The following is a 23,469-nucleotide window of genomic DNA, read 5'->3' as shown; positions in this document are numbered from 1 at the left end:
GGGGCCGGCCGGGGACTCAGCGATGGTGCACCGAGTCCCCGTACCGGACTCCCGTCAGACCTCTTCGACGCTGCTCGGCTCGCGCCGGGACAGGTCGATACCGAGCTCCTCCGCTGCGCGGAAGACGTCCTCGTCGGTGTCGCGCATCTCGATGGACATGCCGTCCGAGGACAGCACCTCCACGTTGAGGCACAGGGACTGCATCTCCTTGATGAGCACCTTGAAGGACTCGGGGATGCCGGGCTCAGGGATGTTCTCGCCCTTGACGATCGCCTCGTAGACCTTCACGCGGCCGGTCACGTCGTCGGACTTGATCGTCAGCAGCTCCTGGAGGGCGTACGCGGCGCCATAAGCCTCCAGCGCCCACACCTCCATCTCACCGAAGCGCTGGCCACCGAACTGGGCCTTACCACCCAGCGGCTGCTGGGTGATCATCGAGTACGGACCGGTCGACCGGGCGTGCAGCTTGTCGTCGACCAGGTGGTGGAGCTTGAGGATGTACATGTACCCGACCGAGATCGGGTCCGGGAACGGCTCGCCGGAGCGGCCGTCGAACAGGCGCGCCTTGCCGGAGGGGAGCACCATGCGCTCGCCGTCGCGGTTCGGGATGGTGTGCTGCAGCAGACCCGCGAGCTCGTCCTCACGCGCACCGTCGAAGACGGGGGTGGCGACGTTGGTGCCCGGGGCGACCTGGTCGGCACCGATGGCCTGCAGGCGCTGCGCCCACTCGTCCGCGAGGCCGGAGACGTCCCAGCCGCGGCTGGCGAGCCAGCCGAGGTGGATCTCCAGGACCTGTCCCGGGTTCATTCGGGACGGGACACCCAGCGGGTTGAGGATGATGTCGACCGGGGTGCCGTCCTCGAGGAAGGGCATGTCCTCGATCGGAAGGATCTTGGAGATGACACCCTTGTTGCCGTGACGGCCGGCGAGCTTGTCGCCGTCGGTGATCTTGCGCTTCTGGGCGACGTAGACGCGGACCAGCTGGTTCACGCCCGGAGGAAGCTCGTCGCCCTCCTCGCGGTCGAAGACGCGGACGCCGATGACCTTGCCGATCTCACCGTGCGGGACCTTGAGCGAGGTGTCACGCACCTCGCGGGCCTTCTCGCCGAAGATCGCGCGGAGCAGACGCTCCTCCGGGGTCAGCTCGGTCTCGCCCTTGGGCGTGACCTTGCCGACCAGGATGTCGCCGGCGACGACGTCCGCACCGATGCGGATGATGCCGCGCTCGTCGAGGTCCGCGAGGACCTCCTCGGAGACGTTCGGGATGTCCCGGGTGATCTCCTCCGGACCGAGCTTGGTGTCACGGGCGTCGACCTCGTGCTCCTCGATGTGGATCGAGGAGAGGACGTCGTCCTGCACGAGGCGCTGCGACAGGATGATCGCGTCCTCGTAGTTGTGACCCTCCCACGGCATGAACGCCACGAGCAGGTTCTTGCCGAGGGCCATCTCGCCGTCTTCGGTGGCGGGACCGTCGGCGAGGACCTGGCCCTCGATGACGCGCGAGCCCTCGTCGACCACGACCTTCTGGTTGACGGAGGTGCCCTGGTTCGACCGGGAGAACTTGTGCAGGCGGTACGTGGTGTACGTGCCGTCGTCGTTCGTGGTCGTGATGTAGTCCGCGGAGACCTCCTGGACCACACCGTCCTTCTCGGCCTTCAGCACGTCGCCGGCGTCGGTGGCACAGCGGTACTCCATGCCGGTACCGACGAGCGGGGCCTCGGACTTGATCAGCGGCACCGCCTGCCGCATCATGTTCGCGCCCATCAGGGCACGGTTGGCGTCGTCGTGCTCGAGGAACGGGATCATGGCGGTCGCGACCGACACCATCTGGCGCGGCGAGACGTCCATGTAGTCGACGTCGGTCGGCGGGACGTAGTCGACCTCGCCGCCTCGGCGGCGGACCAGGACGCGCGGCTCGGTGAACTGGAGCTCGTCGTTCAGGATCGCGTTCGCCTGGGCGATGACGAAGCGGTCCTCCTCGTCGGCGGTGATGTAGTCGACCTCGTCGGTGACCTGACCGTCGACGACCTTGCGGTACGGCGTCTCGATGAAGCCGAACGCGTTGACGCGGCCGTACGAGGCGAGCGAACCGATCAGACCGATGTTCGGGCCTTCGGGGGTCTCGATCGGGCACATGCGTCCGTAGTGGGACGGGTGCACGTCTCGGACCTCGAAGCCGGCCCGCTCACGGGACAGACCACCGGGACCCAGCGCCGAGAGACGACGCTTGTGCGTCAGACCCGACAGCGGGTTGTTCTGGTCCATGAACTGCGACAGCTGGCTGGTGCCGAAGAACTCCTTGATGGAGGCGACGACCGGCCGGATGTTGATCAGGGTCTGCGGCGTGATCGCCTCGACGTCCTGCGTGGTCATGCGCTCGCGCACGACGCGCTCCATACGAGCCAGACCCGTGCGGACCTGGTTCTGGATGAGCTCGCCGACGTTGCGCAGACGGCGGTTGCCGAAGTGGTCGATGTCGTCGGTCTCGACGACGATCTCCCGGCCCGACTCGCCGACCGTCTCGGTCTCGCCCGCGTGGAGCTTCACGAGGTACTTGATGGTCGCGATGATGTCGTCGGTGGTGAGGACACCCGCGTCCAGCGGCTCATCGGCGCCGAGCTTCTTGTTCACCTTGTAGCGGCCGACCTTCGCGAGGTCGTAGCGCTTGGGGTTGAAGTAGAGGTTCTCGAGCAGCGTCTGAGCGGCCTCGCGCGTCGGCGGCTCGCCCGGACGCAGCTTGCGGTAGATGTCGAGCAGCGCGTCGTCCTGGCCCTGGGTGTGGTCCTTCTCCAGGGTGGCGCGCATGGACTCGTACTCGCCGAACTCCTGCAGGATCTGCTCGGTGGTCCAGCCGAGCGCCTTCAGGAGGACGGTGACGGACTGCTTGCGCTTGCGGTCGATGCGGACACCGACCATGTCGCGCTTGTCGATCTCCATCTCCAGCCAGGCACCCCGGGAAGGGATGATCTTGGCGGAGAAGATGTCCTTGTCGGACGTCTTGTCGATCGAGGAGTCGAAGTAGACGCCCGGCGAGCGGACAAGCTGCGACACGACGACACGCTCGGTGCCGTTGATGACGAAGGTGCCCTTGTTGGTCATGAGCGGGAAGTCGCCCATGAAGACCGTCTGGGACTTGATCTCGCCGGTCTCGTTATTGGTGAACTCGGCGGTGACGAAGAGCGGGGCGCCGTACGTGAAGTCACGGTCCTTGCACTCGTCGATCGAGTTCTTCGGCGGCTCGAAACGGTGGTCGCGGAAGGTCAGCGACATCGACCCGGAGAAGTCCTCGATCGGGGAGATCTCCTCGAAGATCTCCTCCAGACCCGACTTCCTGGGGACGTCCTGTCCCGACTCGAGAGCTGCCTCGACGCGAGCCTTCCAGGCGGCGTTACCGAGCAGCCAGTCAAAGCTCTCGGTCTGCAGCGCGAGGAGGTTCGGAACCTCGAGGGGCTCCTTGATCTTTGCAAAGGAGATGCGCAGCGGGGCGGTGCTGGCGCCGTTGTTCGTATTGGTCGAGGCGTTGCGCGAGGCGGCCAAGAGGGGGTCCTTCCGAGGGCTCGGACTCACTACGCGCGTACCGGTTCCAAGCTGTGCATGAAGACGGACGTTCCGGACAGTGGCCGTAAAGCCAGGTCAGGGCGGTCGTGTCCACGATGCTTATGCGAGGGGATGCCCCTGGTGACGGGCAGGGGGCAGCTAACAGGCAGCGCAAAGGGTCAGTGTAGCCACTCGGCTCACTGATGTCCAGGGCGTACTTTTCTCGACCCTCGTTGTTCTCAACTCCGCGGTACCTCGCGCCGTGTGGCGCACCTCGATACTGCCCGTTCCGTCGTCGATCCATGCCTCGGATACGGATCGTTGTGACGACGCGTCCTGAGAATTGCGCGCTGCGTGCGGTTCGTCAAGGCCCCCCGGTGAGCGGGGGCGCACGGCGAAGATCACCATACTCCGACAGGAACGCCCTCCACGACCCCCGACGCGCCCGCTCCGGGGAACGCGGAAGGGCGACCACCCGGATGGGTGATCGCCCTTCAGAAGGCGCCTGAGCGGCGCCTGAGCGAGTCAGGAGACTCGCGAGGTGTTACTTGACCTCGACGGAGGCGCCGGCGCCCTTGAGGGACTCGGCGGCCTTCTCCGCGGCCTCCTTGGCGACCTTCTCGAGGACGGGCTTCGGCGCACCGTCGACGAGGTCCTTGGCCTCCTTCAGGCCGAGGGAGGTCAGCTCGCGCACGACCTTGATGACCTGGATCTTCTTGTCACCGGCGCCGGTGAGGATGACGTCGAACTCGTCCTGCTCCTCGGCAGCCTCGGCCGAGGCACCCGGGCCGGCGGGGCCGGCAACGGCGACGGCCGCGGCGGCGGTGACGTCGAACTTCTCCTCGAAGGCCTTCACGAACTCGGAGAGCTCGATGAGGGTCATCTCCTCGAACTGGGCGAGGAGGTCGTCCTGAGAGAGCTTCGCCATGATGGGCGATCCTTCCACTAATTCGGCTGGTGCCGATGTACATGTAGGCGGGCGTACTGTCGGCCCGCTGCGACCGTCCCCCCTGGTGGGGTGAGGGTCATTGCGCGAGCCGAGTTACTCGGCACCGCCCTGCTCGGCGAGCTTGACGCGAAGCGCTTCCGCGGTGCGGACGAACTTCGACGGCAGCGCCTGGAAGAGCGAGGCAGCCTGCGACTGCTTGCCCTTGAAGGCACCGGCCAGCTTGCTGAGCAGAACCTCGCGGGACTCGAGGTCCGCAAGCTTCTTGATCTCGTCGGCGGACAGCGCCTTGCCGTCAAGGACACCGCCCTTGATGACGAGGTTGGGGTTGTCCTTGGCGAAGTCACGAAGACCCTTCGCCGACTCCACCGGGTCACCGGTGATGAAGGCAGCGCCCGTCGGACCGGTGAACTGGTCGTCGAGCGAAGTGATCCCGGCCTCGTTGGCCGCAATCTTGGTCAGCGTGTTCTTCACCACGGCGTACTGGGCGTTCTCACCGAGCGAACGGCGCAGCGTCTTCAGCTGCGCCACGGTGAGACCCCGGTACTCGGTCAGCACGACGGCGCTCGAGCTCTGGAACTTGTCCTTGAGCTCGGCTACCGCGGCAGCCTTGTCGGGCCTTGCCATGAGCGTCGGCCTCCTTCCGGGTGATGAGGACCGCTCAGAAGGGGCTGAACAAAACAAAACGCCCCGGCGCAGGCGCACGGGGCTCAGCTCGACCGGATCGAACGATCCGGGAACTCTTCCACGGTCACCTGCGCGGGTCGTTCGCATCTCAGCGAATCCTTCGGCCACCGCACCCCTTGCGAGAGCACGGCAACGACCAGCGGTCTTTGGCTTCTGGGGAAGAGTACGCGAAGGGATCGGCGACGAGCAAATCCGCCCGTACGGCTCAGGCGCCGCCGAGTCCGGAGCCGAGCTCCTTCAGCATCCCGAAGAGGTCCACGGTGTCCTCGGCCGGCGGGGCCTGGACGGTGGCCTGGGCGCCGTAGTCGGAGTAGTGGGCCTCGAGGCGGACCGTGCCCTGGGCCATGGTCATGTCGACGAGCATCCGCGCCGGGTAGCCGTCCTCGTCGACCCAGACCTCGGTGTCGTAGCCCTTCATGCCGGCCTTCTCGACGCTCGCGATCAGCTCCTCGCGCTCCTTGGCCGAGAGCACGGAGGAGGCGCCCTTGTTGGAGTCGAGCATCTGCTCGAAGCTGAGCGTGCCCTTGTAGTGCCGGGTGTCGACGCCGTCGATCTTCTCGGCGCCGACGTGCTTGAGGTCGGGCGACTCGAGCAGCAGGGCGAGCTGCTGGGACGGGTCCTGGTTCGCGCTCTCCAGGCCGCCGGTCAGCTGCTTCTGCAGGCCCTTGTCGCCGGAGGCGTCCGCGGCCGCCTTCAGGTCGAGCTTCATCCAGCGCTTGCCGTCCATCTCCGCGGCCCGCGCGACGCCCATGTCCATGTACATGGCGTTGTCGAGCATGATCATGCGCATCCGGCTCGGGCCGTCCCCGCCCGCCGCCCGGAGCATGGAGCCCTTCATCGTCATATCCATGACGGTGGGGTTCCATCCCTGGACGCCGGTCATGGTCATGCTGCCGCCGCCTTCCAGCGCGGCCGGCATCGTCATGGTCATCCGGACCTTCGCGGACTTGGCCGCCGAGGTCTTCTTGTACGCGGCCTGGATGACCTGTGTGGCCGTCTGGCGGTTCTCGGGCGCCCCCGCGGACTTTCCGCCCTTCTCGCCGTCCTGGCAGCCCGCCAGACCGGCCACGACGGCTACGGCCGTCAGACAGACGGCGGCGCGCTTCCCCGTGGACATGCTCATGAGTCCCCACCCTGTGGTCATCGGTACGTCTGTTCATCCGTACATCGGTCGAACTGCACGGTAACCCGAACGGCCGACATCGGCCCACGAAAAAACCGGCCCCCGGCCCCTCCGGAGAGGGGCTGGGGGCCGGTTCGACCACTCAGTGAGCCCTATGGGGCTCGGCCCGGTCAGACAGCTGCCGGGTCCTCCTCGACGAGGAGGTTGCGGGTGCGGTTGGAGTCCAGCGGGATGCCGGGGCCCATCGTCGTCGTCAGGGTCGCCTTCTTGATGTAGCGGCCCTTGGCGGCGGACGGCTTCAGACGGAGGATCTCCTCCAGCGCCGCGGCGTAGTTCTCGACCAGCTTCGTCTCGTCGAAGGAGACCTTGCCGATGATGAAGTGCAGGTTCGAGTGCTTGTCGACGCGGAACTCGATCTTGCCGCCCTTGATGTCGTTAACAGCCTTCACGACGTCGGGGGTGACGGTGCCGGTCTTCGGGTTCGGCATGAGACCACGCGGGCCGAGGACGCGGCCGAGGCGGCCGACCTTGCCCATGAGGTCCGGGGTGGCCACCACGGCGTCGAACTCGTTCAGGCGGTTGCCCTTGGAGATCTCGTCGATGAGCTCGTCGGAGCCGACGATGTCGGCGCCCGCGGCGATCGCGGCCTCGGCACGGTCACCGGTCGCGAAGACCAGGACCCGGGCGGTCTTACCGGTGCCGTGCGGGAGGTTCACGGTGCCACGGACCATCTGGTCGGCCTTGCGCGGGTCGACGCCCAGGCGGAAGGCGACCTCGACGGTGCCGTCGAACTTGGTGGCGGCGGTGTCCTTGGCGATACGGACGGCCTCGAGGGGGGCGTAGTTACGCTCCCGGTCGATCTTGGCGTCCGCGCTGCGGAGAGCCTTGCTGCGCTTCACTTCTGCTCCTGTGCAGTAGCACCATGCGGCTTACGCCGCGTGGCAGGTATGGAGTCGTGGTGCGGGCCGCGCCGGCCCTACCACTGGAGGTCACGAGGGGGTGATCAGCCCTCGACCGTGATGCCCATGGAGCGGGCGGTGCCGGCGATGATCTTCGACGCGGCGTCGAGGTCGTTGGCGTTCAGGTCGGGGAGCTTGACCGTGGCGATCTCGCGGACCTGGGCGGCCGTGAGCTTGGCGACCTTGGTCTTGTGCGGCTCGCCGGAGCCCTTGTCCACACCCGCGGCCTTGAGGATCAGCTTGGCGGCCGGCGGAGTCTTGGTGATGAAGGTGAAGGAGCGGTCTTCGTAGACCGTGATCTCCACCGGCACGACCATGCCACGCTGCGACTCGGTCGCGGCGTTGTAGGCCTTGCAGAACTCCATGATGTTGACGCCGTGCTGACCGAGCGCGGGGCCGACCGGCGGGGCCGGGTTCGCCGCACCGGCGTTGATCTGGAGCTTGATAAGCCCCGTGACCTTCTTCTTCTTGGGAGGCATTGCTCTCTCCGGGTCCTAGTGAGAGTGTTCAGCCCGCCATCCGGTCATCCGGATGGAGGCATACCGCACAACGATAACGGGTATAGACGTGCGGCTAAAAACCGAGCAGGTCAGAGCGGCTGCGAGAGCCACTCTGACCTGGGTCGGAAACCTGTGACCGGTGAGGGTCCGGGAGGGTCAGTTCTTCTGGATCTGGTCGAAGCTGAGCTCGACCGGGGTCTCGCGACCGAAGATCTCGACGAGTCCCTTGACCTTCTTCGAGTCGGCGTTGATCTCGTTGATCGTGGCCTGGAGGGTGGCGAAGGGGCCGTCGGTGACGGTGACCGAGTCGCCGACCTCGAAGTCCAGGACCTGGACCTCGACCTTGCGGGCCGGAGCCGGCTTGCCCTCGGCCTCGGCGGCCTCGCGGGCGGCCTTCTCCTCGGCCTCGGGGGCGAGCATCTTGACGATCTCGTCCAGGGTCAGCGGGTACGGGTCGTAGGCGTTGCCCACGAAGCCGGTGACGCCGGGGGTGTTGCGGACGACGCCCCAGGACTCGTTCGTCAGATCCATGCGGACGAGAACGTAGCCGGGCAGCTTGTTCTGCCGGACGTTCTTGCGCTCGCCGTTCTTGATCTGGACGATCTCTTCCTCGGGGACCTCGGCCTGGTAGATGAACTCCTCGACGTTCAGCGAGACGGCACGCTGCTCGAGGTTGGCCTTCACGCGCTTCTCGTAGCCGGCGTAGGTGTGGATGACGTACCACTCGCCGGGCAGGCCGCGGAGCTCGTCGCGGAGGGCCTGGATCGGGTCGACGGGAGCGGCGGGCTCCTCCTCGGCCTCCTCGGCCTCGTCCTCGACGGTCTCGTCGACGGAGGCCTCGGCGTCTTCGTCGGCCTCTTCGGAGTCCTCGGCGTCGGCGTCGTCCTCGACGTCCGCCTCGTCCTCGTCGATGTTCAGCGCGGCCTCTTCGGCCGCCTCGCCCGCAGCGGCGTCAGCAGCCTCAGCCTGGTCCTCGTCGGCCGCCTCGACGATGTCGAGCTCGTCCTCAACGGACTCGACAGAATCGACGGGGTCGTTCAGGTTCGGGTCAGACACGGTGGCTGCTTCTTCCTGGATACAGATGGGGTGGAACAAGAAATCAGCCGAAGACGTACTTGACTGCTTCCTGGAAGCCATAGTCAATCACGGTCACCAGACCGATCATGATGACAACGAAGATAATCACTACCGTGGTGTACGTCGTCAGCTGGCTGCGGGTGGGCCAGACGACCTTGCGGAGTTCCGCGACGATCTGGCGGTAGAAGAGCGCGAGGCGGCCCAGAGGGCCCTTCTTCCCGCGCTTGCCGCCCTTACGAGTCTTCTTCTGCGACTCAGGCGCTTCGTCCTCGGCATCAGGCATGTCGATGGAGCCCACGGCGTCCGTCACGCTTCTCACCTGATCCCGGGTCATGGCAGTGCCGTGCCGGGTGGATCCGCACGGCGGTGCATCGAAGTACGTACATGCGCACACATCCTGGCGGTGTGTGTAGCAGGGCCGGAGGGACTTGAACCCCCAACCGCTGGTTTTGGAGACCAGTGCTCTACCAATTGAGCTACGACCCTTTGTGGCTTCCCCAACCTACCGCATCGTGAGATGTGGTCGGTGAGGGCCAACGAGCAGTGAGTGTACGTGTTCATGAGCGCTGCGTCGAACAGAAAGCACGTGGGAGCCCCCGCGGGCCCTCGTACGACCGGGAATGACCGTTCCTGTCCGCACCCTGAAACCTGTGTGCCGGCCCGCGAAGGGGTCTGGGACGATGGGCCGTATGAGCGCTGCAACCCCTCCGACCGAGCGCCGGGTCTCCGCCCGCGTCGGTGCGATCTCCGAGTCCGCCACCCTCGCCGTCGACGCCAAGGCCAAGGCCCTCAAGGCCGCAGGCCGTCCGGTGATCGGCTTCGGCGCGGGTGAGCCCGACTTCCCGACGCCGGACTACATCGTCGACGCCGCCGTCGAGGCGTGCAAGAACCCGAAGTACCACCGCTACACCCCGGCCGGCGGTCTGCCCGAGCTGAAGGCCGCGATCGCCGCGAAGACGCTGCGCGACTCCGGCTACGAGGTCGACGCCTCCCAGGTCCTGGTGACCAACGGTGGCAAGCAGGCGATCTACGAAGCCTTCGCCGCAATCCTCGACCCGGGTGACGAGGTCATCGTCCCGGCCCCGTACTGGACCACGTACCCCGAGTCGATCCGTCTCGCCGGCGGTGTCCCGGTCGAGGTCGTCGCCGACGAGACCACCGGCTACCGCGTATCGGTCGAGCAGCTGGAGGCCGCGCGCACGGAGAAGACCAAGGTCGTCCTCTTCGTCTCGCCCTCCAACCCGACCGGCGCCGTCTACACCGAGGCCGAGACCGAGGCGATCGGCCGCTGGGCCGTCGACCACGGCCTGTGGGTGCTGACGGACGAGATCTACGAGCACCTCGTCTACGGCAGCGCGTCCGCCGTCTCGCTCCCCTCGGTCATGCCCGAGCTGCGCGAGAAGTGCATCGTGGTCAACGGCGTCGCGAAGACGTACGCGATGACCGGCTGGCGGGTGGGCTGGATCATCGGCCCGAAGGACGTGGTCAAGGCCGCGACCAACCTGCAGTCGCACGCCACCTCCAACGTCAGCAACGTGGCGCAGGTCGCCGCGCTCGCCGCCGTGTCGGGCGACCTCGACGCCGTCGCCGAGATGGGCCGCGCCTTCGACCGGCGCCGCCAGACGATCGTGCGGATGCTCAACGAGATCGAGGGCGTCCTCTGCCCGACCCCGGAGGGCGCGTTCTACGTCTACCCCTCGGTGAAGGCTCTGCTGGGCAAGGAGATCCGCGGCAAGCGCCCGCGGACCTCGGTCGAGCTGGCCGCGTTGATCCTGGACGAGGCCGAGGTCGCCGTCGTCCCGGGCGAGGCCTTCGGCACGCCGGGCTACCTGCGGCTTTCGTACGCGCTCGGCGACGAGGACCTGGTGGAGGGCGTCTCCCGGATGCAGAAGCTGCTCGCGGAGGCCCGCGACTGACCGGCACGACGTTCGACGGTGGTGCGGGCCCCTGGTTCTCCGGAACCGGGGGCCCGTCCGTGCGTTCGGGCAAGGTCCCGATCGGGGAAAGGGGCTGTGTTCCGCCATTCGAGTGCGGCAAGATCCTTCAATGGAGCACGTTTCCGAGCACGCAGTCCGCGCCGTCGACCAGCTGCCCAAGGCCCATCTGCACCTGCACTTCACGGGGTCGATGCGGCCGACGACGCTCATCGAGCTGGCCGACAAGTACGGCGTCCACCTCCCCGAGGCCCTGAGCAGCGGCACCCCGCCCAAGCTGCGGGCGACCGACGAGCGCGGCTGGTTCCGCTTCCAGCGCCTCTACGACATCGCCCGGTCCTGCTTGCGCGCGCCGGAGGACATCCAGCGGCTGGTCCGCGAGGCGGCCGAGGAGGACGTCCGGGACGGCTCGGGGTGGCTGGAGATCCAGGTCGACCCGACCTCGTACGCTCCCCTGCTCGGCGGGCTCATCCCGGCGATGGAGGTCATCCTGGACGCCGTCGACACCGCCTCGCGCGACACCGGCCTCGGGATGCGGGTGCTGGTCGCGGCGAACCGGATGAAGCACCCGCTGGAGGCCCGCACGCTGGCGCGGCTCGCGGTGCGGTACGCGGACCGGGGCGTGGTCGGTTTCGGGCTCTCCAACGACGAGCGCCGGGGCATGGCCCGGGACTTCGACCGTGCCTTCGCGATCGCCCGCGAGGGCGGGCTGCTCGCGGCCCCGCACGGCGGCGAGCTGACGGGCCCGGCGTCGGTGCGGGACTGCCTTGACGATCTCAGGGCGGCCCGCGTGGGGCACGGGGTGCGGGCGGCGGAGGACCCGCGGGTGCTGCGCAAGCTGGCCGAGAGGGGCGTGACCTGCGAGGTGTGCCCCGCCTCCAACGTGGCCCTCGGGGTCTACGAGAAGCACGAGGACGTGCCGCTGCGGACGCTCTTCGAGGCGGGCGTGCCGATGGCGCTGGGGGCGGACGACCCGCTGCTGTTCGGGTCCCGGCTGGCGGCCCAGTACGAGATCGCCCGTCGCCACCACGGCTTCACCGACGCGGAGCTGGCGGAGCTGGCGCGCCAGTCGGTGCGCGGCTCGGCGGCGCCCGAGGACGTCAGCCGGAAGCTGCTGTCCGGGATCGACGACTGGCTGGCGAGCCCGGGGGCCTGAAGCGGTGCAGGGGAGGGTGGGCCTGGAAGCCGATGCCGATCTCGGGGCGTTCCCACCGGTAGCCGGGTTCCAGGTAGGAGGTGAGGGAGGCCCGCAGGACGTCGTGGCCCTGGCGTGCGCGCTTGTCCAGCGGGCCGAAGCCGGCGACGGCCTCGAAGGCGGTCGCGGCGGCGCAGAAGACGTCCCGGTCGCCGCGGAGGAAGAGCGTGCGGGCGTGGACGGCGGGGTGGAGCCAGCTGCCCGCCCGTTCGTGGCGCCGGTCCTGGTCTTCGTGCCAGTCGGCGGCGTGGGCGGCGGTGCGGGCCTCGTTCGTACGGACGGTGAGGGGCGTGCCCGCACGGAGCCGGGCGCGCAGGGCGGGCCAGGCGGAGGGGCGTAGTCCGGCCGTGGGGTGGACGAGGACGAGGTCGACCGGTGTCCCGGGGGAGAAGGCGCGCGGGAGGCTCTCGCGCAGCGGCACGTGGACGATGGTGTGCCGGGAGAAGGCCGCGAAGGAGAACAGCGCCGCGAGGCGGGAGAGCCCGTCGTGGTCGCCGAGGAGACAGCTCCAGCGGGCGGCGAGCGGGTCGTCGAGGGTGGTGTGCCGCAGGGGTGGCCAGGGCTGGACGATCCGGTGGGCGTGCGGCCCCGTGCGGGGCCTGAACTCGCGGGTCTTCAGCAGCATGCCGGTCAGCGTGGCCGCCGCGGGCGGGTGCCGCAAGGCATTTCCGTACGGCGGCGGGCGGTTCGAACCCCGCGTACGGGGCCGGTTCGTGCCCCGCCGCGCGGTGTGCCGCCGGCAGCGGGCGTGCGTGCCCCCGCCGGCCGCCGCCGGGGCTCAGAGGTCGACGCCGACCGTCACCGGCTCGTTGACCAGCGTGACGCCGAAGGCCTCGCGCACTCCGGCGACGACCTCGCGGGCGAGGGCGAGCAGGTCCTCGGTGGTGGCCTCGCCCCGGTTGGTGAGGGCGAGGGTGTGCTTGGTGGAGATCCGGGCGGGGCCGGAGCCGTACCCCTTGGTGAAGCCGGCCTTGTCGATCAGCCAGGCCGCCGAGGTCTTGACGGCGGTGTCGCCGACGGGGAAGGCGGGGGCCTTCGCCTCGGGGCCGAGACGCTCCTCCACGCGCGCGTGGAAGGCGGCGAATTCCTCGGTGGTGAGGATCGGGTTGGTGAAGAAGGATCCGGCCGACCAGGTGTCGTGGTCCTCCGGGTCGAGCACCATGCCCTTGCCGGCGCGCAGCTTCAGCACGGTCTCGCGGACGGTGGCCAGCGGAGCGCGGTCGCCGACCTCCACGCCGAGGGCCCGGGCCGTCTCGGCGTACCGGACCGGCATGCTCAGGCCGTCCGCGTCGGCCAGGTCGAAGCGGACGCGGAGGACGACGTACCGCTCGGGCAGCCGCTTGAAGAGGCTGTGGCGGTACGAGAAGTCGCACTCCTGGTTGGTCAGCGTGACCACCTGGCGGTCGGCCCGGTCGTATGCGACGACCTCGGTGAGGGTGGAGGAGACCTCCTGGCCGTACGCGCCGACGTTCTGGATCGGGGTGGCGCCGGCGGAGCCGGGGATGCCGGCCAGGCACTCGACGCCGGCGAGCCCGGCCTCGACGGTCCGCTCCACGGCGTCCGTCCAGACCTCTCCGGCGGCCAGCTCCAGGCGGGTGCCGTCGAGGTGGAAGCCCCGGGTGGCGATGCGCAGGGCGGTCCCGTCGAAGCCCTTGTCGCCGATGACCAGGTTGGATCCGCCGCCGATGACGAGCAGCGGGGTGGCGTCGGTGTCGGCCGCGCGGACGGCGGCGATCACCTCGTCGTCGGTGGTGGCCGTGACGAGCCGGGTGGCGGGGCCGCCGAGCCGGAAGGTGGTCAGGGGGGCGAGGGGGGCGTCGTGGAGTTCCTGCACGGGCTCAAGAGTACGGGCCCCCGCCGCCCGGGAGGGGGCACGGGTGGCGGCGGGCCGCGCGGGGAGGCGTCCCCCTCCGGCCGGGCCGGAGGGGGACGGCCGGCCGTGTCACGCGGAGGTCAGCAGGCGTTCGCCGGTTCCGTCGGTCTTCTCGACCGGGCCCTCCCCCGGTGCCGTCCGCCGGCGCGGGATGGCCAGCGCCGCGGCCGCTCCCAGGGCCACCATCCCGGCCCCGACCCAGAGGGCGGGCTCCAGGCCGTCGACGAAGTGGCGCGCCGAGTCGTAGCCGCCCTGGGCGGCGAAGATCGAGGACATCACGGCGATGCCGAGGGCGCCGCCGACCTCCCGCAGGGCGTTGTTGGCGCCGGAGGCGATGCCCTGCTCGGACGGGCGGACGCCGGACATGACGAGGTGGGCGGCGGGGGCGAAGTAGAGGGCCATGCCGATGCCGCTGACGATCAGGGCGGGGAGCTGGGCGGCGTACGACACGTCGGGGGTGACGATGAGCGCGAACCAGGCGAGGCCGACGGCCTGGAGGGCGAGGCCGGCGGCGACGACCGGGCGACCGCCGATCCGGTCGGAGAGGTAGCCGGCGAGCGGCGCGACGAGCATGGGCATGCCGGTCCAGGGGAGCATGCGCAGCCCGGCCTCGGTGGGCGAGTAGCCGAGGACGCCCTGCATGTACTGGCTGAGCAGGAAGATCGAGCCGAACATGCCGAGGAACATCAGCAGGCTCGCGGCGTTGATGCCGGCGAAGGCGCGGCTGCGGAAGAGCCGCATCGGCAGCATGGGCGCGCGGGCGCGGATGCCGTGGTGGACGAAGCCCGCGAGGAGGGCGGCGCCCGCGAGGAGCGCGGTGAGGACGGTGACGCTGGTCCAGCCGTCGACGGGGCCGCGGACGAGTCCGTACACGATCCCGAAGAGGCCGCCGCTGGCGAGGAGGGTGCCGGGGACGTCGAGCCGGGCGCCGGTGCCGTACGACTCGGTGAGGCGCAGCCGGGCGAGGGGCAGCAGGGCGAGGCCGAGCGGGACGTTCAGCCAGAAGATCCACTGCCAGGAGACGTGCTCGGTGAGGCTGCCGCCGATCAGCGGTCCTGAGGCGACGGCGAGGCCGTTGACGGCTCCCCAGATGCCGTACGCCATCCCGCGCTTGGCGGCCGGTACGGCGGCGGTGAGCAGGGTGAGGGTGAGCGGCATCATGATCGCGGCGCCGACGCCCTGGACGGCGCGGGCGGCGATGAGCGCGTCGATGCCCGGGGCGAGGGCGGCGCCGGCGGAGGCCAGGGTGAAGACGGCGAGTCCGGTGATGAAGAGCCGGCGGCGGCCGAACCGGTCGCCGAGGGCGGCGCCGAACATGAGCAGGACGGCGAAGGTGAGGGTGTAGGCGCTCACCGTCCATTCGAGGTCGTGGAGCGCCCCGCCGAGGTCTTCGCGGATGGAGGGCAGGGCGGTGGTGACGACGAGGTTGTCGAGGGCCGCCATGAAGCCGGCGACGCTGGTGATGACGAGGGCCCAGACGGCGGAGCCGCGGCGGGGTATTGGCTGGTTCATTGTCGTGTCCCCTGTTGTTAGTTATCGCTGACTAACTTTCACGCGCAGAAAAGCCGGACGCGGGGCGGCGGCGCCGCTCTATCCGTCGAGGGTCCCGAGGCGGCGGGACGAGGGATAGAACCCCTCCCAGACCCGGTGCTCGGGCGGAAACCCCATGCCGACCAGGGTGTTGATGAGCATGCCGTACGCGAGGAAGGTCGTGGTCTCGCCGATGTCGGCGCCGAGGGTGAGGTGGACGGAGTCCCAGAGCTCCATCCAGCCGGCCCGCACGGCCTCGCCGAACTCGTGGTCGCCGGCCGCCTCCGCGGCGGCGACCGTCGCGTACACCTGCATCTGCATCAGGAGCCGCTCCGGACTCTCGGCGATCATCCGGTGGTACGCCTGGGCCATGGCGTGCAGGGCCTCCTCGCCCGACAGCCCCTCGCTCGCCTCCTCGAAGACGCGGCGGACGTCGGCCGTGCAGCGCACCGAGGCGGCCAGGAAGATGGCCTTCTTGCTCGGGAAGAGCCGGAAGAGGTAGGGCTGCGACACCCCGACGCGCCGGGCGATCGCCTCGGTGGACGTGCCGTAGTAGCCGCCGCGGCTGAACTCGCTCATCGCCGCGCGGATGACGCTCTCGCGCCGCTCCTCGGCACTCATCCTGACCATGGGTACAAAGTTAGTGCTCAATCACTAACTAGGCAAGCGAAGAGATCGGGGCGGCCGCTCGTGGCGGCCGCCCCTCCCCCGCTACGCGAGCGCGACCACGGCCCGGGACATGCCCAGGACCTTCTGGCCGGCCGACATCGCCGTCAGGTCCACCCGGACCCGGCCGTCGTCCAGCTTCGCCGCCACCTTGGCGCTGACCTCGATCAGCGCGCCCCGGTCGTCGTCGGGCACGACGACCGGCTTGGTGAAGCGCACGCCGTACTCGACCACGGCGGCCGGGTCGCCGGCCCAGTCGGTCACGACCCGGATCGCCTCGGCCATGGTGAACATGCCGTGGGCGATGACGTCGGGAAGGCCGACCTCGAGCGCGAACCTCTCGTTCCAGTGGATGGGGTTGAAGTCCCCGGAGGCACCGGCGTACCGCACCAGCGTGGCGCGCGTCACCGGGAAGGACTGGGACGGCAGCTCCGTGCCGACCTCGACCTCGCCGTAAGCGATCTTCGCAGCCATGGCTCAGGCCTCCTCGGGCGCGCGGGACACGAGCTTGGTCCAGGCGGTCACGACGTGCTCGCCGCTCTCGTCGTGCACCTCGCCGCGGATGTCGAGGATGTCGTTGCCCGCCAGGGACTTGATCGCCTCGATGGTGGAGGTCACCGTGAGCCGGTCCCCCGCCCGCACCGGCCTGCTGTAAGCGAACTTCTGGTCGCCGTGCACCACACGGCTGTAGTCCAGGCCCAGCTGCGGGTCCTCGATGACCTGCCCCGCCGCCGCGAACGTGATCGCGAACACGAAGGTCGGAGGAGCGATCACCTCGGGGTGACCGAGCGCCTTCGCCGCTTCCCGGTCGGTGTAAGCGGGATTGGCGTCACCCACCGCTTCCGCGAACTCGCGGATCTTCTCGCGGCCGACCTCGTAGGGCGCGGTGGGCGGATAGGTCCGGCCCACGAAGGACTGGTCGAGCGCCATGGACTCGATACCTCCTGGATTTGTTGCCGAGATGTGTTGCCGACAAACGACACGAGGCCGCCCCCTGGTGGGGACGGCCTCGTGTACGAGCCTGATTAGCGAGTCTCGCGGTGCGCAGTGTGCGAGTTGCAGCGAGGGCAGTGCTTCTTCATCTCAAGACGGTCCGGGTTGTTACGCCGGTTCTTCTTGGTGATGTAGTTCCGCTCCTTGCACTCCACGCAGGCCAGCGTGATCTTCGGGCGGACGTCGGTGGCAGCCACGTGAGTGCTCCTTGGACGGACGGATGGACGGATGAACGCATAAAAGAGTAGCCGATCGAAGGACCGACCCCACAATCGGCTACCGTGTGTAGCGGTGACCGGACTTGAACCGGTGACACAGCGATTATGAGCCGCTTGCTCTACCGACTGAGCTACACCGCTTTGATGATCCGGTTCCCGCCCGGAGGCGGGTTCCTTCTCACCAGAGCCCCAATACGGAATCGAACCGTAGACCTTCTCCTTACCATGGAGACGCTCTACCGACTGAGCTATTGGGGCGAGCGATGAAGACATTACACGGTCCTCCGCCGATCGCCCAAATCCGTTTCGCCGCCTCCCGCGCGGTCGCGCGCACGCGGTGGGCACACCCGTCCCGTACGCCACTCGTGGCCTCATCAGTACGACTTTTGCGCTCCTCCTCGAAGGGCGGCCGGACCGCCCCTAGGCTCGGCCCCACGCTGCGTGATCTTGATCTTGAGGAGCCTTGAGGAGCCCGATGTCAGCCGACAGCAAGCAGCCCCAGCCGCCCGACGACTGGGCCGCCGACACCGCCGACTCGACCTCGCTCCTGCTCGCCAACGCCCGGCTCACCGACGGGCGGACCGTCGACGTACGCCTCGGCGGCGGCCGGATCGAGGCCGTCGGCACGGCCGGCAGCCTGGCCGCCGGCGGCGCCCGTGTCGACCTCGCCGGCTACCTCCTGCTGCCCGCGGCCGCCGAACCCCACGCCCACGCCGACACCGCGCTCAGCGCCGACACCCCCGGCCCCGTCTCATACGCCCCCGAGGAGGTGCAGCGGCGGGCCACCGAGGCGGCGCTCCTCCAGCTCGGCCACGGCGCGACCGCGCTGCGCGCGCACGTCCGGATCGGGGACGTGCACGGGCTCGGCCCGCTCGGCGCCGTCCTCCAGGCCCGGCGCTCGCTGCGCGGCCTCGCGGACCTGACGGCCGTGGCGGTGCCCCGTCTGCTGACCGGCGTGGCCGGCGCGGACGGGCCGGCGATGCTGCGGGACGCGCTGAAGATGGGCGCCGGGGTGGTGGGCGGCTGCCCGGACCTCGACCCGGATCCGGGCGGCTACGTCGAGACGGTCCTGGAGCTGGCGGCCGAGCACGGCTGCCCGGTCGACCTGCACACGGACGGTGACGACCCGGCGCGTCTCGCCCGGCTGGCGGCGATGGCCGGCGGGCTGCGGCCCGGGGTGGCGATCGGCCCGTGCGCGGGGCTCGCCCGGCTGCCCTCCGACGCGGCGCGGCGCGCGGCCGACCAGCTCGCGGCCGCCGGGGTGACGGTGGTCTGCCTGCCGCAGGGCGGCTGCGGTGCCACCGAGACGCGGGGCGCGGCGCCGGTACGGCTGCTGCGGGCGGCGGGCGTACGGCTCGCGGCGGGCGGCGGGGCGCTGCGGGACGTCTCCAACCCGGTGGGCCGGGGCGACCCGCTGGAGGCCGCCTATCTGCTGGCCTCCCTGGGCGGTCTGCCGGCCGGTGACGCCTACGGCGCGGTGAGCGCCGGGGCGAGGGCCGCGATGGGGCTGCCGGAGGTGCGGGTGGAGGCCGGGTTCCCCGCCGAACTCCTCGCCGTGCGCGGCGAAAGACTCACCGGAGTGCTGTCCCTCGCGTACAGCCGGATCGTGGTGCACCGGGGGCGGGTGGTGGCCCGGACGAGCGCGGTGCGGGAGTACTGCGACTCGGCGGCGGCGCTCGATCTTCCGCGCCAGTCCCGGCCCGAGTCGGGAAGCCCTCCGGGCGGGCCCGTCGTACGGTCGTGAGTATGCGCATCGTCATCGCTGGAGGACACGGACAGATCGCCCTACGCCTGGAGCGCCTGCTCTCGGCGGGCGGACACGAGGCGGTCGGGCTCATCCGCAGAGCGGATCAGGCCGACGCACTGCGGGCGGCGGGCGCCGAACCCGTCGTCCTGGACCTGGAGTCGGCGTCCGTCGACGAGGTCGCCGAGGCCCTGCGGGGCGCGGACGCGGCGGTCTTCGCGGCGGGCGCGGGGCCCGGGAGCTCGGTGGAGCGGAAGGACACCGTGGACCGGGCGGCGGCCGTGCTCTTCGCGGACGCGGCCGAACGGGCGGGTGTACGGCGCCATGTCGTCGTCTCCTCGATGGGCGCGGACTCCCGCCACCAGGGCGACGAGGTCTTCGACGCGTACCTGCGCGCCAAGGGCGGGGCGGACGAGTCGGTTCGCTCCCGTGCGGCCCTGGACTGGACGATCCTGCGCCCGGGGATGCTCACCGACGACGCCGGCACGGGCCTGATCCGCCTGGAGGCCCACACGGGCCGCGGCCCGATCCCCCGCGACGACGTCGCCGCGGTCATCGCGGAACTCGTCGAGACCCCGGCGACGGCGGGCCTGACCCTGGAACTGGTGAGCGGCTCGGTCCCGGTCTCGGTGGCGGTGAAGGCGGTGGCGGGCGAGTAGCCCCCCGTCCAACCCTGACGGACCTCGTCGGAGAACGAAGAAGGTCCCCGGTGCACGCACCGGGGACCTTCTCTATCGCGTGGCGGCGCCAGGATTCGAACCTGGGTAGGCTAAGCCGACGGATTTACAGTCCGCTCCCATTGGCCACTCGGGCACACCGCCATGGGATGTCGCTGCCGGGAGCCGCTTGTGGGCGGTGCTCCGTGGCAACGACGTAAACGATACCTGATCCGTGGGGGTGGTCCGCCACCGGATTGATCAGCCGTCGGGGTGGGTGCGGGTGACTAGGCTTGGGCCGTACATCCCACGCAACCGCAACGCATTCGACGCAAGGAGCCACACGTCATGGCCGACTCCAGTTTCGACATCGTCTCCAAGGTCGAGCGGCAGGAGGTCGACAACGCCCTCAACCAGGCGGCGAAGGAGATCTCGCAGCGCTACGACTTCAAGGGCACCGACGCCTCGATCTCCTGGCAGGGCGAGAAGATCCTGATGCAGGCCAATGGCGAGGAGCGGGTCAAGGCGATCCTCGACATCTTCGAGACGAAGCTGATCAAGCGCGGGATCTCGCTGAAGTCGCTGGACGCGGGCGAGCCGCAGCTGTCCGGCAAGGAGTACAAGATCTTCGCGACGATCGAGGAGGGCATCTCCCAGGAGAACGCCAAGAAGGTCTCCAAGGTCATCCGCGACGAGGGCCCCAAGGGCGTCAAGGCGCAGGTCCAGGGTGACGAGCTGCGGGTCAGCTCGAAGAGCCGGGACGACCTGCAGGCCGTGCAGGCGCTGCTCAAGGGCAAGGACTTCGACTTCGCGATCCAGTTCGTGAACTACCGCTAGGACGCGCGCGGGACGGCCTGCCGGACCCCCGGACTGGCTGTCCGAAAACCGCCAGCGTCACCCCCGCGCGCCCTCGCAGACTGGACAGCGGACCGAGCGTGCGAGGAGAGGAAGCAGCCATGACCCCCGAGACCGTGTACGCCCGTGTCGACAGCCCTCTCGGGGAGATGCTGCTGGTCGGCCGGGTCGCCGAGGACGGTGGCGCGCGGCTCGCGTCGTTGTCGCTGCCCGGGCAGAAGGGTGCCGTCGCCGTCGGGGACGGCTGGCGGCACGCGCCGGGGCTTTTCGCGGCCGTCGCCGGGCAGTTGGACGAGTACTTCGCCGGGCGGCGGGATCGTTTCGACCTCGTGTACGCCGAGAGCGGGACGGAGTTCCAGCGGCGGGTCTGGTCGGCGCTCGACGGCATCCCGTACGGCTCGACCGTCTCGTACGGGGACATCGCGCGGCTGGTCGGCGCCTCCGGGGCGGGGGTGCGGGCGGTCGGTACCGCGATCGGGCGCAATCCGCTGCTGGTGGTGCGGCCGTGTCACCGGGTGATCGGCGCGGACGGGAGTCTGCGCGGGTACGCCGCCGGTCTGGAGCGCAAGGAGCGGCTCCTGGGGCTCGAGGGCGCCCGGGGGTGACCGAGGGGCTGTTCCCGCGCGAGCGGGCCGTGGTCGCGCCGGGCGCGGTGCACGTGCCCGGGTGGCTGTCGCCCGCCCGGCAGCGGGAGTTGGTCGCGGCCTGCCGGGAGTGGGGGCGCGGGCCCCTGCCGTACCGGCACACCGTGCTGCCGGGCGGCGGGGTGATGTCGGTGCGGTCGCTGTGTCTGGGGCGGCGCTGGGAGCCGTACCGCTATCTGCCCGACGTGGCGGTCGGACTTCCCGACTGGCTCGCCGCGCTGGGGCGGGAGGCGCTGGTGGAGGCGTACGGCGAGCACGGCGGTTTCACGCCCGACACGGCGCTGGTGAACTTCTACGACGCCGGCGCGCGGATGGGCATGCACCAGGACAAGGAGGAGCGGTCCGGGGCGCCGGTGGTGTCGTTGAGCCTGGGTGACACCTGTGTCTTCCGGTTCGGGAACACCGAGAACCGGGGGCGGCCCTATACGGACGTGGAGTTGGCCTCCGGCGACCTCTTCGTCTTCGGCGGCCCTTCGCGTTTCGCGTACCACGGGGTGCCGAAGGTGTGTCCGGGGACGGCCGACGCGGAGCTAGGCCTGACCGGGCGGCTCAACATCACCCTGCGGGACACCGGGCTCCCGGGCCCGTCTTCAGCGTGAGCGTGAGTGGCCGAAAAGGATCCGGTAGGCGATCAGCAGGACCAGCGCGCCGCCGATGGCGGAGAGCCAGGTGGCGCCGTCGTAGAACTCCGTGCTGATCGGGCGGTCCAGGAAGCGCGCGGAGATCCAGCCGCCGACGAAGGCGCCCGCGACGCCTATGAGGGTGGTGCCGATGAGGCCGCCCGGGTCCCTGCCGGGCAGCAGGACCTTGGCGATGACGCCGGCGAGCAGGCCGAGGACGATCCAGCTGATGATGCTCATGCCGGGAAGGACGCCCGCGGGGCGGGGTCGGGTTGCGGGGCCCGCCCCCGCGGGCTCGTCGCGGCGCCGCTCGTGGTCAGTACGTCCGGCGGGCGACGAAGGGCTGGTCGCTGGGGACGATCTCCTTGCCGAGGGGCAGCAGGGAGACCGGGACGAGCTTGAAGTTGGCGATGCCCAGCGGGATGCCGATGATCGTGATGCAGAGCGCGATGCCGGTGACGATGTGGCTGAGCGCCAGCCACCAGCCCGCGAGAATCAGCCACAGGACGTTGCCGACGCAGGAGGGCGCGCCGGCGTCGTGGCGGTCGACGACGGTGTAGCCGAAGGGCCAGAGGGCGTAGACGCCGATCCGGAAGGCGGCGAGCCCGAACGGGACGCCGATGATCGTGATGCACAGCAGGACGCCCGCCAGCATGTAGCCGAGGAACATCCAGAGGCCGCACAGGATCAGCCAGATGACGTTGAGGATGGTGTTCACGGGCGTCGACCTGCCATCTGCTCGAGTCGGGCGATGCGCTCCGCCATCGGCGGGTGCGTCGAGAACATCTTCGTGAGCCCCTGGCCGGGCCGGAAGGGGTTGGCGATCATCATGTGGCTCGCGGTCTCGATCCTCGGCTCGGGCGGCAACGGGAGCTGCTTCGTGCCCGCTTCGAGTTTGCGCAGGGCGCTGGCCAGGGCAAGCGGGTCGCCGGTGAGCTGGGCGCCGGAGGCGTCCGCCTCGTACTCCCGCGACCGGCTGATGGCGAGCTGGATGACGGAGGCGGCGACGGGGCCGAGGATCATGATCAGGAGCATGCCGAGGAGGCCGGGGCCGTCGTCGTCGCTGGAGCGGCCGACCGGGATCAGCCAGGCGAAGTTGACCAGGAAGAGGATGACGGAGGCGAGCGCTCCGGCGACCGAGGAGATCAGGATGTCGCGGTTGTAGACGTGGCTCAGTTCGTGGCCGAGGACCCCGCGCAGCTCGCGTTCGTCGAGGATGCTCAGGATGCCCTCGGTGCAGCACACGGCGGCGTTGCGCGGGTTGCGGCCGGTGGCGAAGGCGTTGGGTGCCTGGGTGGGCGAGATGTAGAGCCGGGGCATGGGCTGGCGGGCCTGGGTGGAGAGCTCGCGGACCGTCCGGTAGAGGGCGGGGGCCTCGAACTCGCTCACCGGGCGGGCCCGCATGGCCCGCAGCGCCAGCTTGTCGCTGTTCCAGTAGGCGTACGCGTTGGTGCCGAGCGCCACGACGAGCGCGACGATCAGTCCCGTACGTCCGAAGAAGCTGCCGATGAGGATGATGAGGGCCGAGAGCCCTCCGAGGAGTACGGCGGTCCTCAGCCCGTTGTGCCGGCGGTGCACGGTACGCCCTCCAAGTGGTGCGGCGGGGAACCCTCTGCCAGTTACTGGTCCACTCGTCCAGTGGACCCTCCCGTACTGGTCAACGCCAGGCGGGAGGCGCGGGTTCCCCGGGCCGTACCGGGGGGCGGTGTGGG

Annotated in this window: 25 protein-coding genes and 4 tRNA genes; 7 read left to right on the top strand and 22 right to left on the bottom strand. The window is 69.8% G+C overall.

Going from position 1 to position 23,469, the window contains the following annotated elements:
- Window positions 1–54 precede the first annotated feature (54 nt).
- The 9 genes from rpoB to ACFZBD_RS26860 form a co-directional block, all read right to left on the bottom strand.
- A complete protein-coding gene (gene rpoB, locus ACFZBD_RS26900; RefSeq protein ID WP_391144171.1) occupies window positions 55–3,537 on the bottom strand; it encodes a DNA-directed RNA polymerase subunit beta in 3,483 nt (1,160 codons plus the stop codon).
- 544 nt (window positions 3,538–4,081) lie between these two features.
- On the bottom strand, window positions 4,082–4,465 hold the full coding sequence (gene rplL / locus ACFZBD_RS26895) for a 50S ribosomal protein L7/L12 (RefSeq protein ID WP_391144169.1): 384 nt from the start codon (window positions 4,463–4,465) through the stop codon (window positions 4,082–4,084).
- 114 nt (window positions 4,466–4,579) lie between these two features.
- Window positions 4,580–5,110, bottom strand: a complete 531-nt coding sequence (gene rplJ, locus ACFZBD_RS26890; protein ID WP_365715440.1) for a 50S ribosomal protein L10 — start codon at window positions 5,108–5,110, stop codon at window positions 4,580–4,582.
- A 265-nt stretch (window positions 5,111–5,375) separates the two neighbouring features.
- The gene (locus tag ACFZBD_RS26885) at window positions 5,376–6,293 is read right to left on the bottom strand and encodes a hypothetical protein (RefSeq protein ID WP_391144165.1); all 918 of its coding nucleotides are present in this window, start codon (window positions 6,291–6,293) and stop codon (window positions 5,376–5,378) included.
- 170 nt (window positions 6,294–6,463) lie between these two features.
- Window positions 6,464–7,192: a 50S ribosomal protein L1 gene (gene rplA, locus ACFZBD_RS26880; RefSeq protein WP_391144164.1), complete on the bottom strand. Its 729-nt coding sequence runs from the start codon at window positions 7,190–7,192 to the stop codon at window positions 6,464–6,466.
- 104 nt (window positions 7,193–7,296) lie between these two features.
- Window positions 7,297–7,731: a 50S ribosomal protein L11 gene (gene rplK, locus ACFZBD_RS26875; protein ID WP_030318720.1), complete on the bottom strand. Its 435-nt coding sequence runs from the start codon at window positions 7,729–7,731 to the stop codon at window positions 7,297–7,299.
- A 177-nt stretch (window positions 7,732–7,908) separates the two neighbouring features.
- On the bottom strand, window positions 7,909–8,808 hold the full coding sequence (nusG, locus tag ACFZBD_RS26870; protein WP_391144162.1) for a transcription termination/antitermination protein NusG: 900 nt from the start codon (window positions 8,806–8,808) through the stop codon (window positions 7,909–7,911).
- 43 nt (window positions 8,809–8,851) lie between these two features.
- Window positions 8,852–9,139: a preprotein translocase subunit SecE gene (secE, locus tag ACFZBD_RS26865; RefSeq protein ID WP_391144159.1), complete on the bottom strand. Its 288-nt coding sequence runs from the start codon at window positions 9,137–9,139 to the stop codon at window positions 8,852–8,854.
- A gap of 103 nt (window positions 9,140–9,242) precedes the next feature.
- Window positions 9,243–9,315, bottom strand: a tRNA-Trp gene (locus tag ACFZBD_RS26860).
- A 203-nt stretch (window positions 9,316–9,518) separates the two neighbouring features.
- Between ACFZBD_RS26860 and ACFZBD_RS26855 the strand changes: the two genes are divergently transcribed.
- Window positions 9,519–10,745 (top strand): aminotransferase class I/II-fold pyridoxal phosphate-dependent enzyme, encoded by a 1,227-nt coding sequence (locus ACFZBD_RS26855; protein WP_391144157.1) that lies wholly within the window; start codon window positions 9,519–9,521, stop codon window positions 10,743–10,745.
- 130 nt (window positions 10,746–10,875) lie between these two features.
- Window positions 10,876–11,919 carry an adenosine deaminase gene (locus ACFZBD_RS26850; protein WP_391144154.1) on the top strand — a complete coding sequence of 348 codons (1,044 nt, stop codon included), beginning with the start codon at window positions 10,876–10,878 and terminating at the stop codon, window positions 11,917–11,919.
- Here the strand turns inward: ACFZBD_RS26850 and ACFZBD_RS26845 are convergent.
- The 9 genes from ACFZBD_RS26845 to ACFZBD_RS26805 all read right to left on the bottom strand — a co-directional run bounded on the left by ACFZBD_RS26845 (window position 11,864) and on the right by ACFZBD_RS26805 (window position 17,496).
- A complete protein-coding gene (locus ACFZBD_RS26845; RefSeq protein ID WP_391144152.1) occupies window positions 11,864–12,619 on the bottom strand; it encodes a hypothetical protein in 756 nt (251 codons plus the stop codon). The two genes, ACFZBD_RS26850 and ACFZBD_RS26845, sit on opposite strands and share 56 nt — an antisense overlap.
- A 117-nt stretch (window positions 12,620–12,736) precedes the next feature.
- Window positions 12,737–13,792: a UDP-N-acetylmuramate dehydrogenase gene (locus ACFZBD_RS26840; RefSeq protein WP_391144150.1), complete on the bottom strand. Its 1,056-nt coding sequence runs from the start codon at window positions 13,790–13,792 to the stop codon at window positions 12,737–12,739.
- 108 nt (window positions 13,793–13,900) lie between these two features.
- Window positions 13,901–15,343 carry a DHA2 family efflux MFS transporter permease subunit gene (locus ACFZBD_RS26835; RefSeq protein WP_391144148.1) on the bottom strand — a complete coding sequence of 481 codons (1,443 nt, stop codon included), beginning with the start codon at window positions 15,341–15,343 and terminating at the stop codon, window positions 13,901–13,903.
- Between the two features lie 78 nt (window positions 15,344–15,421).
- Window positions 15,422–15,991 (bottom strand): TetR family transcriptional regulator, encoded by a 570-nt coding sequence (locus tag ACFZBD_RS26830; RefSeq protein WP_391144146.1) that lies wholly within the window; start codon window positions 15,989–15,991, stop codon window positions 15,422–15,424.
- An 81-nt stretch (window positions 15,992–16,072) separates the two neighbouring features.
- Window positions 16,073–16,501 carry a MaoC/PaaZ C-terminal domain-containing protein gene (locus ACFZBD_RS26825; protein ID WP_391144145.1) on the bottom strand — a complete coding sequence of 143 codons (429 nt, stop codon included), beginning with the start codon at window positions 16,499–16,501 and terminating at the stop codon, window positions 16,073–16,075.
- Window positions 16,502–16,504: 3 nt separating this feature from the next.
- Window positions 16,505–16,957, bottom strand: a complete 453-nt coding sequence (locus ACFZBD_RS26820) for a MaoC family dehydratase N-terminal domain-containing protein (RefSeq protein ID WP_391144142.1) — start codon at window positions 16,955–16,957, stop codon at window positions 16,505–16,507.
- A gap of 95 nt (window positions 16,958–17,052) precedes the next feature.
- Entirely contained in the window at window positions 17,053–17,217 is a 165-nt protein-coding gene (rpmG, locus tag ACFZBD_RS26815) for a 50S ribosomal protein L33 (protein WP_003956487.1), read from the bottom strand.
- Window positions 17,218–17,306: 89 nt separating this feature from the next.
- Window positions 17,307–17,379: transfer RNA gene (locus ACFZBD_RS26810), tRNA-Met, on the bottom strand.
- Between the two features lie 44 nt (window positions 17,380–17,423).
- Window positions 17,424–17,496: transfer RNA gene (locus tag ACFZBD_RS26805), tRNA-Thr, on the bottom strand.
- A gap of 217 nt (window positions 17,497–17,713) precedes the next feature.
- Here ACFZBD_RS26805 and ACFZBD_RS26800 point away from each other — a divergent pair.
- Complete coding sequence (locus ACFZBD_RS26800) at window positions 17,714–18,982, top strand: amidohydrolase family protein (protein WP_391144141.1); 1,269 nt, start codon at window positions 17,714–17,716, stop codon at window positions 18,980–18,982.
- A gap of 2 nt (window positions 18,983–18,984) precedes the next feature.
- Complete coding sequence (locus tag ACFZBD_RS26795) at window positions 18,985–19,641, top strand: NAD(P)H-binding protein (protein ID WP_391144140.1); 657 nt, start codon at window positions 18,985–18,987, stop codon at window positions 19,639–19,641.
- A gap of 80 nt (window positions 19,642–19,721) precedes the next feature.
- On the opposite strand, the gene ACFZBD_RS26790 is transcribed toward ACFZBD_RS26795, so the two are convergent.
- A tRNA-Tyr gene (locus tag ACFZBD_RS26790) sits at window positions 19,722–19,803 on the bottom strand.
- A gap of 183 nt (window positions 19,804–19,986) precedes the next feature.
- Here ACFZBD_RS26790 and ACFZBD_RS26785 point away from each other — a divergent pair.
- The 3 genes from ACFZBD_RS26785 to ACFZBD_RS26775 all read left to right on the top strand — a co-directional run bounded on the left by ACFZBD_RS26785 (window position 19,987) and on the right by ACFZBD_RS26775 (window position 21,736).
- Window positions 19,987–20,475, top strand: a complete 489-nt coding sequence (locus ACFZBD_RS26785) for a YajQ family cyclic di-GMP-binding protein (protein ID WP_356886185.1) — start codon at window positions 19,987–19,989, stop codon at window positions 20,473–20,475.
- Window positions 20,476–20,594: 119 nt separating this feature from the next.
- Window positions 20,595–21,098 carry a methylated-DNA--[protein]-cysteine S-methyltransferase gene (locus tag ACFZBD_RS26780; RefSeq protein WP_391144139.1) on the top strand — a complete coding sequence of 168 codons (504 nt, stop codon included), beginning with the start codon at window positions 20,595–20,597 and terminating at the stop codon, window positions 21,096–21,098.
- Window positions 21,095–21,736 carry an alpha-ketoglutarate-dependent dioxygenase AlkB gene (locus ACFZBD_RS26775; protein WP_391144136.1) on the top strand — a complete coding sequence of 214 codons (642 nt, stop codon included), beginning with the start codon at window positions 21,095–21,097 and terminating at the stop codon, window positions 21,734–21,736. Before ACFZBD_RS26780 ends, ACFZBD_RS26775 begins: the two co-directional genes overlap by 4 nt.
- Here the strand turns inward: ACFZBD_RS26775 and ACFZBD_RS26770 are convergent.
- The 3 genes from ACFZBD_RS26770 to htpX form a co-directional block, all read right to left on the bottom strand.
- Window positions 21,728–21,997: a GlsB/YeaQ/YmgE family stress response membrane protein gene (locus ACFZBD_RS26770; protein ID WP_391144133.1), complete on the bottom strand. Its 270-nt coding sequence runs from the start codon at window positions 21,995–21,997 to the stop codon at window positions 21,728–21,730. The two genes, ACFZBD_RS26775 and ACFZBD_RS26770, sit on opposite strands and share 9 nt — an antisense overlap.
- Before the next feature lie 76 nt (window positions 21,998–22,073).
- Complete coding sequence (locus ACFZBD_RS26765) at window positions 22,074–22,475, bottom strand: YccF domain-containing protein (RefSeq protein ID WP_391144131.1); 402 nt, start codon at window positions 22,473–22,475, stop codon at window positions 22,074–22,076.
- Window positions 22,472–23,335: a zinc metalloprotease HtpX gene (gene htpX, locus ACFZBD_RS26760; RefSeq protein WP_391144129.1), complete on the bottom strand. Its 864-nt coding sequence runs from the start codon at window positions 23,333–23,335 to the stop codon at window positions 22,472–22,474. The genes ACFZBD_RS26765 and htpX overlap by 4 nt, the downstream gene beginning before the upstream one ends.
- Window positions 23,336–23,469: the final 134 nt, after the last annotated feature.

It is taken from the genome of Streptomyces sp. NPDC008121 (assembly GCF_042957155.1).
Lineage (GTDB): Bacteria > Actinomycetota > Actinomycetes > Streptomycetales > Streptomycetaceae > Streptomyces.
The sequence above is the reverse complement of the archived record's forward strand: the minus strand, read 5'-3'. Positions and strand labels throughout refer to the sequence as shown.